This is a genomic window from Kitasatospora sp. NPDC058063 (genome assembly GCF_042885395.1).
GTDB classification, from domain to species: domain Bacteria; phylum Actinomycetota; class Actinomycetes; order Streptomycetales; family Streptomycetaceae; genus Kitasatospora; species Kitasatospora lactacystinica.
Genome location: NZ_JBHVSD010000001.1, coordinates 1 through 13004 on the forward strand (window position 1 = coordinate 1; position 13004 = coordinate 13004).

14 protein-coding genes and 1 riboswitch are annotated in these 13004 nt (G+C 74.9%); of the genes, 11 read left to right on the forward strand and 3 right to left on the reverse strand.

Annotated features, from left to right (window positions below):
- Positions 1-102: 102 nt before the first annotated feature.
- On the reverse strand, positions 103-951 hold the full coding sequence (locus ACFVUY_RS00005) for a M23 family metallopeptidase (protein WP_359897907.1): 849 nt from the start codon (positions 949-951) through the stop codon (positions 103-105).
- A 12-nt stretch (positions 952-963) separates the two neighbouring features.
- Positions 964-1122, reverse strand: a riboswitch (cyclic di-AMP (ydaO/yuaA leader).
- 209 nt (positions 1123-1331) lie between these two features.
- Between ACFVUY_RS00005 and ACFVUY_RS00010 the strand changes: the two genes are divergently transcribed.
- The 11 genes from ACFVUY_RS00010 (at position 1332) to ACFVUY_RS00060 (ending at position 11424) form a co-directional block, all read left to right on the forward strand.
- The gene (locus ACFVUY_RS00010; RefSeq protein ID WP_359897908.1) at positions 1332-1622 is read left to right on the forward strand and encodes a YiaA/YiaB family inner membrane protein; all 291 of its coding nucleotides are present in this window, start codon (positions 1332-1334) and stop codon (positions 1620-1622) included.
- A 167-nt stretch (positions 1623-1789) separates the two neighbouring features.
- Positions 1790-2617, forward strand: a complete 828-nt coding sequence (locus tag ACFVUY_RS00015; protein WP_387693956.1) for an alpha/beta fold hydrolase — start codon at positions 1790-1792, stop codon at positions 2615-2617.
- Positions 2618-2697: 80 nt separating this feature from the next.
- Positions 2698-3264, forward strand: a complete 567-nt coding sequence (locus tag ACFVUY_RS00020; RefSeq protein ID WP_387693955.1) for a TetR/AcrR family transcriptional regulator — start codon at positions 2698-2700, stop codon at positions 3262-3264.
- A 221-nt stretch (positions 3265-3485) separates the two neighbouring features.
- Positions 3486-5705, forward strand: coding sequence for a SpoIIE family protein phosphatase (locus tag ACFVUY_RS00025; protein WP_387726223.1), 2220 nt, complete (start codon positions 3486-3488; stop codon positions 5703-5705).
- A 232-nt stretch (positions 5706-5937) separates the two neighbouring features.
- Positions 5938-7203, forward strand: coding sequence for an ATP-binding protein (locus tag ACFVUY_RS00030; RefSeq protein WP_359898088.1), 1266 nt, complete (start codon positions 5938-5940; stop codon positions 7201-7203).
- Positions 7187-7600, forward strand: coding sequence for a roadblock/LC7 domain-containing protein (locus ACFVUY_RS00035; RefSeq protein ID WP_359897914.1), 414 nt, complete (start codon positions 7187-7189; stop codon positions 7598-7600). The genes ACFVUY_RS00030 and ACFVUY_RS00035 overlap by 17 nt, the downstream gene beginning before the upstream one ends.
- A complete protein-coding gene (locus ACFVUY_RS00040) occupies positions 7597-7944 on the forward strand; it encodes a DUF742 domain-containing protein (RefSeq protein WP_359897915.1) in 348 nt (115 codons plus the stop codon). Before ACFVUY_RS00035 ends, ACFVUY_RS00040 begins: the two co-directional genes overlap by 4 nt.
- Entirely contained in the window at positions 7922-8575 is a 654-nt protein-coding gene (locus ACFVUY_RS00045) for an ATP/GTP-binding protein (protein WP_380354874.1), read from the forward strand. The genes ACFVUY_RS00040 and ACFVUY_RS00045 overlap by 23 nt, the downstream gene beginning before the upstream one ends.
- Positions 8572-10035 carry a cytochrome P450 gene (locus ACFVUY_RS00050; RefSeq protein ID WP_387726226.1) on the forward strand — a complete coding sequence of 488 codons (1464 nt, stop codon included), beginning with the start codon at positions 8572-8574 and terminating at the stop codon, positions 10033-10035. Before ACFVUY_RS00045 ends, ACFVUY_RS00050 begins: the two co-directional genes overlap by 4 nt.
- On the forward strand, positions 10020-11120 hold the full coding sequence (locus ACFVUY_RS00055) for a cytochrome P450 (RefSeq protein WP_387726229.1): 1101 nt from the start codon (positions 10020-10022) through the stop codon (positions 11118-11120). Before ACFVUY_RS00050 ends, ACFVUY_RS00055 begins: the two co-directional genes overlap by 16 nt.
- A gap of 43 nt (positions 11121-11163) precedes the next feature.
- Positions 11164-11424 carry a hypothetical protein gene (locus ACFVUY_RS00060; protein ID WP_387693952.1) on the forward strand — a complete coding sequence of 87 codons (261 nt, stop codon included), beginning with the start codon at positions 11164-11166 and terminating at the stop codon, positions 11422-11424.
- 189 nt (positions 11425-11613) lie between these two features.
- Here ACFVUY_RS00060 and ACFVUY_RS00065 read toward each other — a convergent pair whose 3' ends face one another.
- Both ACFVUY_RS00065 and ACFVUY_RS00070 read right to left on the reverse strand, forming a co-directional pair.
- Entirely contained in the window at positions 11614-12438 is an 825-nt protein-coding gene (locus ACFVUY_RS00065; RefSeq protein ID WP_387726232.1) for an isocitrate lyase/phosphoenolpyruvate mutase family protein, read from the reverse strand.
- The gene (locus ACFVUY_RS00070; protein WP_387693950.1) at positions 12435-12935 is read right to left on the reverse strand and encodes a carboxymuconolactone decarboxylase family protein; all 501 of its coding nucleotides are present in this window, start codon (positions 12933-12935) and stop codon (positions 12435-12437) included. The genes ACFVUY_RS00065 and ACFVUY_RS00070 overlap by 4 nt, the downstream gene beginning before the upstream one ends.
- Positions 12936-13004 lie beyond the last annotated feature (69 nt).

The window sequence follows — 13004 nt, forward strand, 5'->3', positions numbered from 1 at the left end:
GCCCGGAGCCGCTGCTCCGGGCCGGGGCCTTCTCGCGTGCGCGTCGGGTTCCTCGCGCGGGTGCGCGGGCCTCTCGCGGGTGCGCCGGGTTTCTCGCGCGGGTCAGGGGTTGAGGCCGCGCTGCTGGAGCCAGGGCTCCGGGTCGACCGGGGCGCCGCCGCCGGGGCGGACCTCCATGTGCAGGTGCGGCCCGGTGACGTTGCCGGTCGCGCCGACCTTGCCGATCTGCTGGCCGGGGGCGACCTTGCCGGAGCCCTTGGTGATCGAGGAGAGGTGGCAGTACCAGATCTCGGTGCCGTCGGGCAGGGTCTCGACGATCCGGTAGCCGTACGAGCCGGCCCAGCCGGCCGAGGTGATGGTGCCCTGGCCGAGCGCGTAGACCGGGGTGCCGGTGTCGGCGGCGAAGTCCAGGCCGGTGTGCAGGTTGGCCCAGTAGCGGGCGCTCTGACCGTAGTGGGCGGAGAGCCGGTAGTCCTTCACCGGGAGGGTGAGGGCGGCGGCCTTGACCCGCTCGGCCTCCTCGGCGGCGCGCTTGGCCTCGGCCTCCTTGGCGACGGCCTTGGCCTCCGCCTCCTGCGCGGCCTGGAGCCGGGCGGTCTCCTCGGCGGCGGTGCGCTGGCTGTCGGCCTGGTGCTGGATGCGGGCGGCGAGCGCGAGTCCGGGGTCGGCGGAGAGGGCGACCGGGGTCTCGTCCGGGGCCTCGACGGCGGGGGCGGCGGCCGGGGTCGCCGAGGCGAAGCCGGTGGCGCCCAGGGTGGCGGCGACGGCGGTGACGCCGAGCAGTGGGGAGGCTCCGCGGGTCTGACGCGGCATCCGGTGGCGGTTGGTCTCGACCTCCGCGGGGAAGTCCTCCGGGCCGAAGGCCTCGGGGCCGTCCGTGCCGGGGTGGTCGAGGAGCTGGGTACCGGCTGCGAAGCCGGCCGGGTGTGCCGGGGTGTGCGTCGACGCCACGGAGGCGCGCTCCTTTCCTTCCTTCGCGCCTACCGGGTTAGCTGACGGGTTCGGAGCAGGAAGGTCTCCTACGGCTGGGCCGGAGCCCCGCCGATTCACCCCAAGGAACGTGGTTCCCCGGCTCCCTGACCTGCCCGGAGGCGGGTCGGCGGGATTAGGCGACGGCGCACGGTGCCGTCTGGGTACGGCGTTGACAACCGCGCTGCGTTATCAAACGTTAATCCTAGGAGGCTCTGATTCCAAGCCATCCGTTCGGAGCAGCCTAGGGCAAAGTGATCGGACGTCAACGAACGACACCGGCGAACACCTCCCTCGCGCACGGCCTCATCTGAGTACTCCTACTCATGTGCGCCCCGTCCGGGCGGCCACATCCTGGCGCCATGAGCACATCGATGCAGACCCGCACCACGGCCGCGTACCACATCCAGGCCGTCCTCTCCTTCGCCCTGTCGGGCGTCGCCCTCGCCGTCGGGATCGCCTACCTGCCGGTCGGCGGATGGACCAGGGCCTTCCTCGGAATCGGCCTCCTCTACACCGTCACCTCGGCATTCACGCTGGCGAAGGTGATCCGGGACCGGCAGGAGTCCAACGAGATGGTCACCCGGGTGGACCAGGCCAGGCTGGAGAAGCTGCTCAGCGAGCACGACCCGTTCAAGGTGGAGGGAGTCTGATCGTCTCTTCCGCCCCTTCCACCCCTTCCGCCGCTTCCGCCGCTTCCGCTCCTTCCGTTCCATCCCTCACCCGGCCGTTCGCTTGACGGCTAAGGCTATTAGCCTTAGCTTTATGGCTATCGGCCTGCACGCCGATGCCCCGCACCGGCGGCCCGAGGAGGACCCCCATGAACGGCACCATCACCCCGAGCACCCAGTACCTGACCGTTCCCGGCGGCCGGATCGCCTTCGACGACACCCGGCAGGGCGACGGCACCCCCGTCGTCCTGCTCCCGGGCATGCTCGACAGCCGGGCCGCCTACCGGCACCTGCGCCCGCTGCTCGTCGCCGCCGGCCACCGCGTCGTCACCGTGGACCTGCGGGGCTTCGGCGAGTCCTCCGTCGAGTGGGACGACTACGGCCCGGCCGCCATCGCCGGCGACGTCCTCGCCCTGCTCGACCACCTCGGCATCGAGCGCGCCGTCCTCGCCGGGAACTCCTACACCGGGGCGACCGTCGTCAGGGCCGCCGGGGACGCGCCCGAGCGGGTCGCCGGGATCGTCCTGCTCAACGCCTTCGTCGAGAACCCGCCGCCGGGCGCCCTGATGCGCGGCGCCATGGGCCTGATGGGCGCCGCCCTCGTCCACTGGCCGGCCTCCTGGGGCTTCTACCTGCGCCGGATGGCCTTCCCGGGTGCCAAGCCCGCCGACTTCGACGCGTACGTGGACGGACTGGTCGCCGCGCTGCGCACCCCGGGGCGGAAGACCGCCACCCGCGGGTACGTCCACGGCGACTCGGCGCCGGTCGGCTGGACGGCCGCGGTGCGGTGCCCGGCGCTGGTGGTCATGGGCAGCAAGGACCCCGACTTCCCGAAGCCGGAGCTCGTCGCCGACCGGCAGGCCGCCGCGCTCGGCGCGCGCAAGGTGATGATCGAGGGGTCCGGGCACTACCCGATGGCCGACAACCCGACGGCCACCGCCGACGCCCTGCTGCCGTTCCTCGCCGAGCTCGGCTGAGCCCCGCCCGTCCCCACCGCCCGCTCCTGCCCGAACCCGCCCGATCCACCCGACGTCATCCGTACGGAGAGCCCGAACCCATGCCCCGCGTAGGACTGACCCCCGACCAGGTCGTCGACCACGCCCTCGCCCTCATCGACGAGCAGGGCTCCGAGGCCCTCACGCTGGCCTCCGTCGCCGCCCGGGCGGGGGTCGCCACTCCCTCGCTGTACAAGCACGTCAGCGGCGGCCTCGCCGAACTGCGGCTACTGATCGCCGTACGGGTCACCGGGGACCTGGCCGACCGGCTGGCCGAGGCGGCCGTCGGGCGCAGCGGGGACGACGCCGTCGCCGCCGTGCTGCGCGCCTACCACGCGTACGCCACCGCGCACCCGCACCGCTACAACGCCCTCCCCCAGGCCCCTCAGCCCGACGACGACCTGGCCCGCGCGGGCGCCCGGCTCGTCGGTGTGATCATCGCCGTCCTGCGGGAGTACGGCCTCGACGGTTCCGAGGCGATCCACGCCGCCCGCACCGTCCGCTCCCTCGCCCACGGCTTCGCCTCCCTCACCACCGCCGGCGGCTTCCGGCTGGCCGAGGACCTCGCCACCACCCACGACCGCCTCATCACCACCCTCACCACCGGCCTCCGCGCCTGGCCCGCGTAGGAGGCCGGCCCGCACGGACCGGAGGGCGGCACCGCCCGCGCGCGGACAGCCCGGCCGGACCGGCTTCCCGCGCCGGGCCGCGCCCGGACAGCCGCCGGCACGGACGGCCACCTCTCCGGTGCCGATGACGGTGCCGGTGCCGGTGCCGGTGCGACGGCCCGGTCCCCGTTCACCTCTTGAGGAACCATTCACCGCTTGGGGAAATGGGGTATTAAGGGTCAGTGCCCCTGGAGCCCGCCGACAGTCCGACCGCGCGCAGTGCGATGCGCTGCGTGCGCCTGCTGCTCGGCTGCACCAGCGCCGCCGAGCTGCTCGGCACCGTACTGGCCGAGGGCCCGAGCTGGATCACCGGTGAGGGGTCCGCGCTGTACCTGCTGGACTCCGCCGGGATGCTCCGGCTGACCGCCTCGCACGGGCTGCCGGACTGGGCGCACGAGCGCTACGGCGTGGTCGATCCGGCCGGGGAGCTGCCCGCCGCGATGGCCCTGCGGCTGCGCCGCCCGTACCTGCTCAGCCCCGAGCACACCAGCGTCGACTACCCGAACGCGAACGCCGGTCTGGGCACCGGGATGGTCGCCGTGATCGCCCTGCCGATGGTCGTGGACGAGCGGCCGATCGGGGTGCTCGCCCTCGCGCTGGCCCACCGGGGCACCGTCCCGCGCCGCGACCTGGACGTCCTGGAGACCGTCGCCGAGGCCTGCGCCCACCGGCTCTCGCACCTGCTGGACCACGCCGACGCCCATCTGCCGCACGGCACCCGCGCACCCTACGGCGTCCGGTTGCCCGAGGGTCCGCGGGCGGCGGACGGCCACCCGGCCGGGCCGGCCCACCCGCTGCTGTCGCTGGCGGTGCGGGCCGCCGGGCACGGCGCCTTCGAGCGCGACCTGGTCACCGGCGAGAGCTACTGGGACGCCGAGGCGTTCCGGGTGACCGGCCGCCCGGCCGCCCCGGACGGCGCCGCCCCCGAGCTGGACCGGCTGGTCCACCCGGAGGACCTGCCGGACGTGCAGGCCGCGCTCGCCGAGGCGCTGGCCACCGGCGGCCGCTACCGGATCGGCTACCGGGTGCTGCGGCCCGGCGGCCGGCCCGCCCGGGTCGAGGAGTCCGGCGAGGTGATGCTGGACGTGCACGGGCGGCCGGTGCGGATCGCCGGGCTGCTGGCCGAGGCCGGGTACCGGGAGCAGCCGCCGGCCGAGGAGCGGAACTCCCCGGCCGCCGCCCGGACGGCACTGCTGCTGACGCTCACCCGGGCGCTGTCCCGGGCGGTGACCGTCCGGGACGTCACCACGGCCGTCACCGACGTCGCCCGTCCGGCGCTCGGCGCCGCCGGCATCGTCCTGGACCTGGTGGACGCGGGCCGGCTGCTGCCCGTCTCGCACACCGTGTACGGGGGCCCGCGCCGCACCGAACTCACCCGGCTGGCGGACCTGTCCGAGGGCGTGATGCAGCGGTCGCTGGCCCGCTCCGCCCCGCTGTTCAGCGAACCCTCGGCGGCCCGTTCCCGGCGCGATCCGCTCGCCCCGGCCGCCTGGGCGGTGCTGCCGCTGGTCGCCTCCGGGCAGCAGGTGGGCTCCTGCCTGATCACCTTCGCCGCCGAGCGGGTGTTCAGCCGCGAGGACCGGACCCTGTACTCGGCCTTCGCCGGCATCCTGGCGCAGTCCCTGGAGCGGGCCCGGCTGTACGACACCCACCACCACCGGGCCTCCGAGCTGCAGCGGGCGATGCTCCCGCGCACCCTGCCCCGGCTGTCCGGGATCGCCACTGCCGCCCGCTACCTGCCGAGCACCGAGGGCATGCAGATCGGTGGCGACTGGTACGACCTGCTGCGTCTGCCGGAGGGCCGGATCGGGCTGGTGATCGGCGACGTCCAGGGCCACAACGCCGAGGCCACCGCGGTGATGGGCCAACTGCGCAGCGGGCTGCGGGCGTACGCGACGGACGGGCACGACCCGGCCGCCACCCTGACCCGCACCAGCCGGCTGCTGGCCGAGCTGGACACCGAGCTGTTCGCGACCTGCCTCTACCTGACCCTGGATCCGGCCGACGGCGCGCTGACCGCCGCCCGGGCCGGGCACCCGGCGCCGGTGCGGATCACCGCCGACGCCGCGGCCGTCGAGCTGGAGCTGCCGGGCGGGCCGCCGCTGGGGGTGGACCCGGAGCAGCCGTACCCGCTGGCGGTGGAGCGGCTGGCGGTCGGGGAGACGCTGCTGGCGTACACCGACGGGCTGGTCGAGGACCGCGAGGAGGACTACGACGAGTCGGTGCAGCGGATGCTCGGCGGGCTCGAACTGTGGGCGCGGCAGACGGGTCCGGGGCGGATCGGCCCGGCACCGGCGCTGGAGCGGCTGGCCGATCTGCTCACCCTGAACGTGACCGAGCGGCGGTCCCGGCCGGACGACGTGGCTCTGCTGCTCCTGCACCGGACGACGCCCCTTCCGTAACACCGTGCACACGGGCCCCACACATCGCGGAACGCGATCCGGCCGTCGGGCTCGATTCCGGCGTTCCCACCGGTGCCGGCCGGGCTGCTCCCCTGGCTCGTCAGGCGCAGGGATCGGGGTCGAACGAGTGCCGATTGGCGCCGAATTGACTCGATATTGACGAGATCCGGTCACTTGGCGAGATCCGTTCACACCTTCGTAGGATCATCACCCTAGAATTCGCGGCGTGACGATGACTCAGTGGTCCGTAACGGCAACCGGCGTACTCGCCGTCCTCGCCCTCGTGGCCGCCGCGCGGTACCGCGCCGTGTCCGTCACCCAGCGCCGCCGCGCCGACCGGCTGCACGGCGAACTCGCCGCCCTCCAGGAGCAACTGGCCGCCGAACTCTCCCGCCGCGGCGAGGACCTCGCCGCCGTCCAGCAGGAGCAGGAGCACACCGCCTCCACCCAGCGGGCCTTCCTCAGCGTCGCCCGCCGGATCCTGGTGATGGCCCACGACCAGCAGGCGCTGCTGGACGAGATGGAGCGCACCCACGACGACCCGGCCCTGCTGGAGGGCCTGCTCAAGGCCGACCACGCCGCCGCCCAACAGGCCCGGCTGGCCCAGACCCTGGCCGTGCTGTGCGGCGCGCGGGCCGGACGGCACTGGCCGGAACCGGTCCCCCTGGAGGACGTCGTCCGCGGCGCCCAGTCGCGCATCCTGCCGTTCCAGCGCGTGGTGGTGCGCAGCCGGACCGAGACCGCGGTGGTCGGCGCCGCCGCCGAGGCGCTCATCCACGCGATCGCCGAACTGCTGGACAACGCCACCCGCTACTCCCCGCCCAGCACCCAGGTGTTCGTCACCCTGATGCCGGTGCACAACGGCGCCGTCATCGAGATCGACGACGGCGGCGTCGGCATGCCGGAGCAGGCCGTGGTCAAGGCCGCGGCCGCGCTGGCCGGCGGCAGCACCCTGGAGGTCTCCCGGCTGGGCGAGGTCCCGCAACTGGGCCTGGCCGCGGTCGGCCGGCTCGCCGAGCAGTACGGCTTCCGGGTCACGCTCAGCTCCGCGCCCTCGCCGTACGGCGGCGTGCGCGTGGTCCTGCTGCTGCCCAACGCGCTGCTCACCGAGCCGCTGCCGCCCACCGTCCCCGGCCTCGGTCCGGACGACCGGGCGTTCAACCCCGGCCCCCGACCGGCCTCCCCCGTCGGTCACCCCCTGCTGGAGACCCCGCCGTCCGGCCGGCACGCCGCCACCGGCGACACCCCGCCCCCGCTGCCCCGCCGGAGCCACCGGCGCGGCCGCACGGGCCGCCCCGCCCAGCACGCCGCTCCCCCACCGCAGCCCGCGCCGCCCTACCGCTCGGCCCGGGACGCGCAGGCGTTCATGGCGATGTTCCAGGCCGGGACCGCCAGCGGCCGTACCGCCGCCCGGGCCCAGGCCCAGTCCGACCCTTCCCTTCCCGCTTCCCCCCGACTTCCCCAGCGCTCCGGAGAGTTCCATGACCACCACCCCTGATCTCGGCTGGCTGCTCGCCGACATCATCGCCGTCCCGCAGGTCCAGCACGCCGTCGTCGTCTCCAACGACGGCCTGGAGATCGGCCGCAGCGCCGGCATCGCCCGCGACGACGCCGAACGGCTCGCCGCCGCCTGCTCCGGACTGCAGTCGCTGGCCCGCGGCGTCGCGACGGGCTTCGGCGGGCCGGGCAGCGCCACCCGCCAGATCATCATCGAGTACGGCGGCGGCTACCTCTTCGTCGTCGCCGCCGGGGCCGGCGCGCACCTGGCCGTGGTGACCAGCGAGGCGGTCGACGCCGGCCTGGTCGCCTACCAGATGCAGGTCCTGGTCGAGCGGATCGGCACCCACCTCACCAGCCCGCCGCGCGTCGACCACGCGGCGGGGGGCCACCGGTGAGCGGCCCGGTCCGGCCGTACGTCATCACCGGTGGGCGCAGCCGCTCCACCCGGGCCGAGCTGGCCCTGGAGAGCCTGGTCAGCGCGTTACCCGACCCGCCGGACCTGCCCGAGCACCCGCTGCTGAACCGCGAGCACCGGCGCATCCTCGACCTCTGCCACAGCCTGCTGTCCATCGCCGAGGTGGCGGCCCACCTGGGGCTGCCGCTCGGCGTCGTCAAGGTGCTGGTCGGAGACCTCTGGGACCTCGGCGCCGTGCAGGTGCTCCCGCCCGTCCCGCAGGCCGAACGCCTGCCCGCAACCCTCCTGGAGGAGGTGCTCGTTGGCCTCCGCCAACTCCGCTGAAGCCGTCCCCGACGCCCCGGACGCAACCGACGCGGCCGGTGCCGCCGACGGACCGCAGTACCTGCCCTCCTCGGTGCAGGGCGCGGTCAAGATCCTGGTCACCGGTCCGTTCGGGGTGGGCAAGACCACCCTGGTCGGCTCGCTGAGCGAGATCACCCCGCTGCGCACCGAGGAGACCATGACCGCCGCCAGCGCGGGCATCGACGACCTCACCGGGCGCCCCGGCAAGACCACCACCACGGTGGCGCTGGACTTCGGCCGGATCACGCTCAACTCGCGGCTCGCGCTGTACCTGTTCGGCACGCCCGGGCAGCAGCGGTTCTGGCCGCTCTGGGACGACCTGTCGCGCGGCGCGCTCGGCGCCATCGCCATGGTCGACCTGCGCCGCCCGGACGAGAGCTTCGACGTGCTCGGCCGGCTGGAGGAGCAGCGCATCCCGTTCGCGGTCGCGGTCAACACCTTCCCGGACACCCCGGGTTACCCGGAGGAGGAACTGCGCTCGGCGCTGGACCTGCTGCCGGAGGTGCCGATCCTGCACTGCGACGCACGCGACCGCCGGCAGTCCTACGACCTGCTGATCGACTTCGTCGACCACCTGCACCGCAGCTCGATCCTGGAGCTCCAGGGATGACCACCCCCGAACCCCCCGGCGCCGCCGGGTGCCCGGTCGCCCACGGCACCGGCCTGCCCGGCGGACTGCCCGTGGGCGTCCCGCTGACCCCGCTGTACGGCCCGGCCGTCGCCGAGGACCCGCACGGCCTGTACGCCCGGCTGCGCGAGCGCTACGGGCCGGTCGCCCCCATCGAGCTGGAGCCCGGGGTCGAGGCCTGGCTCGTCCTCGGCTACGCCGAGCTGCTCGAACTCACCCGCAACGAGGCGCTGTTCTCCAAGGACTCGCGCCGCTGGCGGGTGCCCGCCGAGGGCCGGCTGGCGGCCGACTCCCGGCTGCTGCCGATGACCTCCTGGCGGCCCACCCTGCTCAACCTGGACGGCGCCGAGCACCAGCGGCTGCGCTGCGCCGTCTCGGACACCCTCGCCCAGATCGACCACCGCCAGCTGCGCGGCACCACCGAGGCCGCCGCCAACGGGCTGATCGACGGCTGGGGCCCGGACGGCACCGCCGACCTGGTCGCCCAGTACGCGCGCCGGCTGCCACTGCTGGTCTTCACCCAGTTGCTCGGCCTGCCCGCCGACGCCGGCCCGCACCTCATCCGGCTGATCCACCACATCGCCGACAGCGGCGCCGAATCGGTGCGCGCCAACCAGGAGTTCCAGGCGGTCCTGGTCGACCTGGTGCGGCGCCGCCGGGCCACGCCCAGCGCCGACCTCACCTCCTGGCTGCTGGCCCACCCGGCCGCGCTGACCGACGAGGAGGCGGTGCACCACCTGGTGGTGATGATGGTCGCCGGGAACGAGACCACCATCTGCTGGACCGGGAACACCCTGCGGCTGCTGCTCACCGACCGGCGCTTCCGGGCCACCCTCACCGGCGGACGGCTGACCGTCTCCGACGCGCTGGAGGAGGTGCTCTGGCGCGACCCGCCGACGCAGAACTTCCCCGGCCGCTGGGCCACCGGCGACACCGTGCTCGGCGGCCAGTACATCAGCGCCGGCGACATGCTCGTCCTCGGCCTGGCCGCGGCCAACGCCGACCCGGCCGCGCAGGGCGTGTCCGCCGCCGCCCAGGGCTCGCTCGGCGGCAACCGGGCGCACCTGGCGTGGGGCGCGGGCCGGCACGTCTGCCCGGCCCAGCACCCGGCCAGGATCATCGTCGAGACCGCCGTCGAGACCCTGCTGCACCGCCTCCCCGATCTCCAACTGGCCGTACCGGCCGGAGAGCTGACCTGGCGCCCGTCCCCGTGGTCCCGGGCCCTGACCGCCCTCCCGGTGCTCTACAGCGCCTTCACCCCGCCCCGCCCGCCAGCCCCCGAGAGGCCCGCATGGACACCACCACCGACGCCGGAACCCGCGCTGAGCCCATCAGACTCGACCCCTTCGGCCGCGACCAGCACGGCGAGAACGCCCGACTCCGCGCGGCCGGCCCCGCGGTCCTGGTGGAGCTCCCTGGCGGGGTGGTGGTCTGGGCGGTAACCCACCACGACACCCTCCAGTCGCTGCTGGCCGACCCCCGGGTCGGCAAGGACGCCCGGCTCTGGAACACCTTCCGGGAGGGACGGCTGCCGGAGGGCTGGCCGCTGCTCAACTTCATCGCCGTCCCCGGCATGGTCACCGCCGACGGCGAGGACCACCGGCGGCTGCGCGGGCTGGTCTCGCAGGCCTTCACCCCGCGCCGGATCGCCGACCTGGCCCCCGCCGTCGAGGCCCGGACGATCGCGCTGCTCGACGAGGTCGCGAAGCTGGAGGGCGCGTTCGACCTGCGGCGGCACTTCGCCTACCCGCTGCCGATGCAGGTGATCGGCGAACTGCTCGGCCTCGCGCTGGAGCAGCAGGACGAACTGCACGAGCTCTCCGACACCATGGTCTCCAGCTCGGCCACCCCGGCGGCGGCCCTGGCCGCGCAGCGGGGCCTGAACGCGCTGCTGGCCTCGGTGGTGGCGGCCAAGCGGGCCGAGCCCGGCAACGACCTGACCAGCGACCTGATCGCGGTCCGCGAGGCCGGCCACCCCCTCGACCGGCAGCGGCTCAGCGAGGCCGAGCTGGTCGGCACCCTGCTGCTGATGCTGGTCGCCGGGCACGAGACCACGCTCAACCTGATCACCAACGCCGTCCGCGCCCTGCTCGCGCACCCGGACCAGCTGCGGCTCGTCCTGGACGGGGAACAGCCGTGGTCGGCGGTGGTCGAGGAGACCCTGCGCTTCGACTCCCCGGTCGGGCAGTTCCCGCTGCGCTACGCGGCCGAGGACATCGCGGTCGGCGACGTGGTGATCCGGCGCGGCGAGGCGCTGCTGGCCTCGTACGCGGCGGCCGGGCGGGACTCCGGGCACTACCCGGACGCGGACCGCTTCGACCTCACCCGGCAGCCCGCCAAGCACCTGTCGCTCGGCCACGGCCCGCACTTCTGCCTCGGCTCCGGGCTCGCCCGGCTGGAGGCCGAGACGGCGCTGCGGCACCTGTTCGCCCGCTTCCCCGGGCTGGCCCCGGCGCAGGGGCTGACGAACGAGCCGATCGCCTCGTTCGTCAGCAACAGCGTGCGCACCCTGTGGGTGACGGTCTGAGCCGGCCGGTTACCTGAGGGCGGTCCGGGTCGTTCGCCAGGGCATGAAGAAACTCGCCACCCTGGCCGCCCTCACCATGGCGGGCCTCGCCCTCGCCGTCCCGGCGGCCTCCGCCACCACCCAGACCGCCTCCTCCCCGGACGTCACGGGCGGGCTCACCGACGGGCTCGAAGTCTCTCCCGCCGACCTCGCCCTGAGGACCGTGGGCACGCTCCCGCTGGTCGGCAAGCCGGCCAACGAGATCGAGGCGATCGGGACCAACCAGCTGGACCACCCGGGGCTCAGCGGGCACGTCCTCAACTGATCGACCGCCGATCAGGTGACCGGGCGGTCGGTGGCCGGGTGGCCGGGTGACCGGACGGCCCGGTGGCGCACCCGCCCGGCGACCGGCCCGTGGGCGGCCGGCCGACCCCCGAACGGTCGGCCGCCCACGGCACTCGACGCGCGACACCCGACGCGCGGCATCCGGCGCGCGGCACCCGGGCCGCGGGGCTCAGCCCGCGGACAGCCGGTTGAGCTCCGGGTAGCTCAGCCCTTCGGCGAACGCGCCGAACGTGCCGCTCCCGTACACCTCCCGGGCGGCCCGGTGGACCGCCGCGTACGCCACCTCGGCCAGGCCCGGGCCCAGGCTGATCCGGGCCACGCCGAGCTTCGCGAGTTCGGCGACCGCCGGGGAGCCGGGACCGGCCAGCACGTTCAGCGGCGCCGGGACGGCCGCGACCAGGGCGGCGATGGTCTCCGGGTCGGCCACCCCGGGGACGAACACCCCGTCCGCGCCCGCCGCGACGTACGCCCGCAGCCGGTGCACCGCGTCGTCCAACCGGCCCTCCGGGGCGCCGATCCCGTGCAGGAAGACATCGGTGCGGGCGTTGACGAAGACCGGCACGCCGGCCGCGTCCGCCGCGGCCCTGGCGGCCGCGATCCGCTCGGCGGCCTCCTCCGGGGGACGGCCCTCGTCCTCCAGGTTCACCCCGACGGCGCCGGTGGCGATCAGCGCGGCGACCGTCCCGCCGACGCCGGCGGCGGTGTCCGCGTAGCCGCCCTCCAGGTCCGCGGTGACCGGCAGATCGACCGCGCGGACCACCTGGGCGGTCCGGGCCAGCACCTGCTCGGGGTCGGCGCCGCCGCCGTCCGCGCTGCCCAGCGACCAGGACACGCTCGCGCTGGCCGTCGCCACCGCCCGCGCCCCGGCGGCGGCCACCAGCCGGGCGCTCGGCACGTCCCAGGCGTTCGCCAGCACCAGCGGCTCGCCCGGGCGGTGCAGCTCGCGCAGCAGCCGGGCCCTCTCCCGCCCGACGGCGGGATCCGCGGCGCTCACCTGGCGGCCGGGCTCATGCGGGTGGACACGCCGATCCGGTTCCAGGCGTTGATGGTGGCGATCAGCGCGATCAGCTGGGCCAGCTCGGTCTCGTCGAACTGCTCGGCGGCCTCCGCGTACACGGCGTCCGGCACGTGGCCCCGGGTCAGCAGGGTGACCGACTCGGTGAGGGCCAGGGCGGCGCGCTCGCGGGCGGTGAACCACGGGGTCTCGCGCCAGGCCGGCAGGGAGACCAGGCGGTGGTCCTGCTCGCCGTGCTTGCGGGCGTCGGTGGAGTGCATGTCGATGCAGAAGGCGCAGCCGTTGATCATCGACGCGTGCACCTTGACCAGCTCGGCGATCACCGGGTCGAGGCCCTCCCGGGAGGCCCGGTCCACCGCGATCATCGCCTGGTAGTAGGCGGGGGCGAGCTTGTGCATCAGCAGGCGCTGCTCGGGGGCGGGCACCGGGGCCCCGTGCGTGCCGGTCGTCACGGCCGTCGTCTCGTTCGTCGTCATGGCCGCCAGCCTAGGAGCGCGGTGGCCTGGCGTCCTGGTGCGTTCGGCCACCCGTTCCTTGGGCCACTT

What these genes read in the sequence shown, in the direction of transcription:
- ACFVUY_RS00010 (WP_359897908.1), top strand. Translation starts at nt 1,332, where the DNA reads ATGAGCACATCGATGCAGACCCGCACCACGGCCGCGTACCACATCCAG.
- ACFVUY_RS00060 (WP_387693952.1), top strand. Translation starts at nt 11,164, where the DNA reads ATGAAGAAACTCGCCACCCTGGCCGCCCTCACCATGGCGGGCCTCGCC.
- ACFVUY_RS00035 (WP_359897914.1), top strand. Translation starts at nt 7,187, where the DNA reads ATGACCACCACCCCTGATCTCGGCTGGCTGCTCGCCGACATCATCGCC.
- ACFVUY_RS00020 (WP_387693955.1), top strand. Translation starts at nt 2,698, where the DNA reads ATGCCCCGCGTAGGACTGACCCCCGACCAGGTCGTCGACCACGCCCTC.
- ACFVUY_RS00015 (WP_387693956.1), top strand. Translation starts at nt 1,790, where the DNA reads ATGAACGGCACCATCACCCCGAGCACCCAGTACCTGACCGTTCCCGGC.
- ACFVUY_RS00030 (WP_359898088.1), top strand. Translation starts at nt 5,938, where the DNA reads ATGACTCAGTGGTCCGTAACGGCAACCGGCGTACTCGCCGTCCTCGCC.
- ACFVUY_RS00050 (WP_387726226.1), top strand. Translation starts at nt 8,572, where the DNA reads ATGACCACCCCCGAACCCCCCGGCGCCGCCGGGTGCCCGGTCGCCCAC.
- ACFVUY_RS00070 (WP_387693950.1), bottom strand. Translation starts at nt 12,935, where the DNA reads ATGACGACGAACGAGACGACGGCCGTGACGACCGGCACGCACGGGGCC.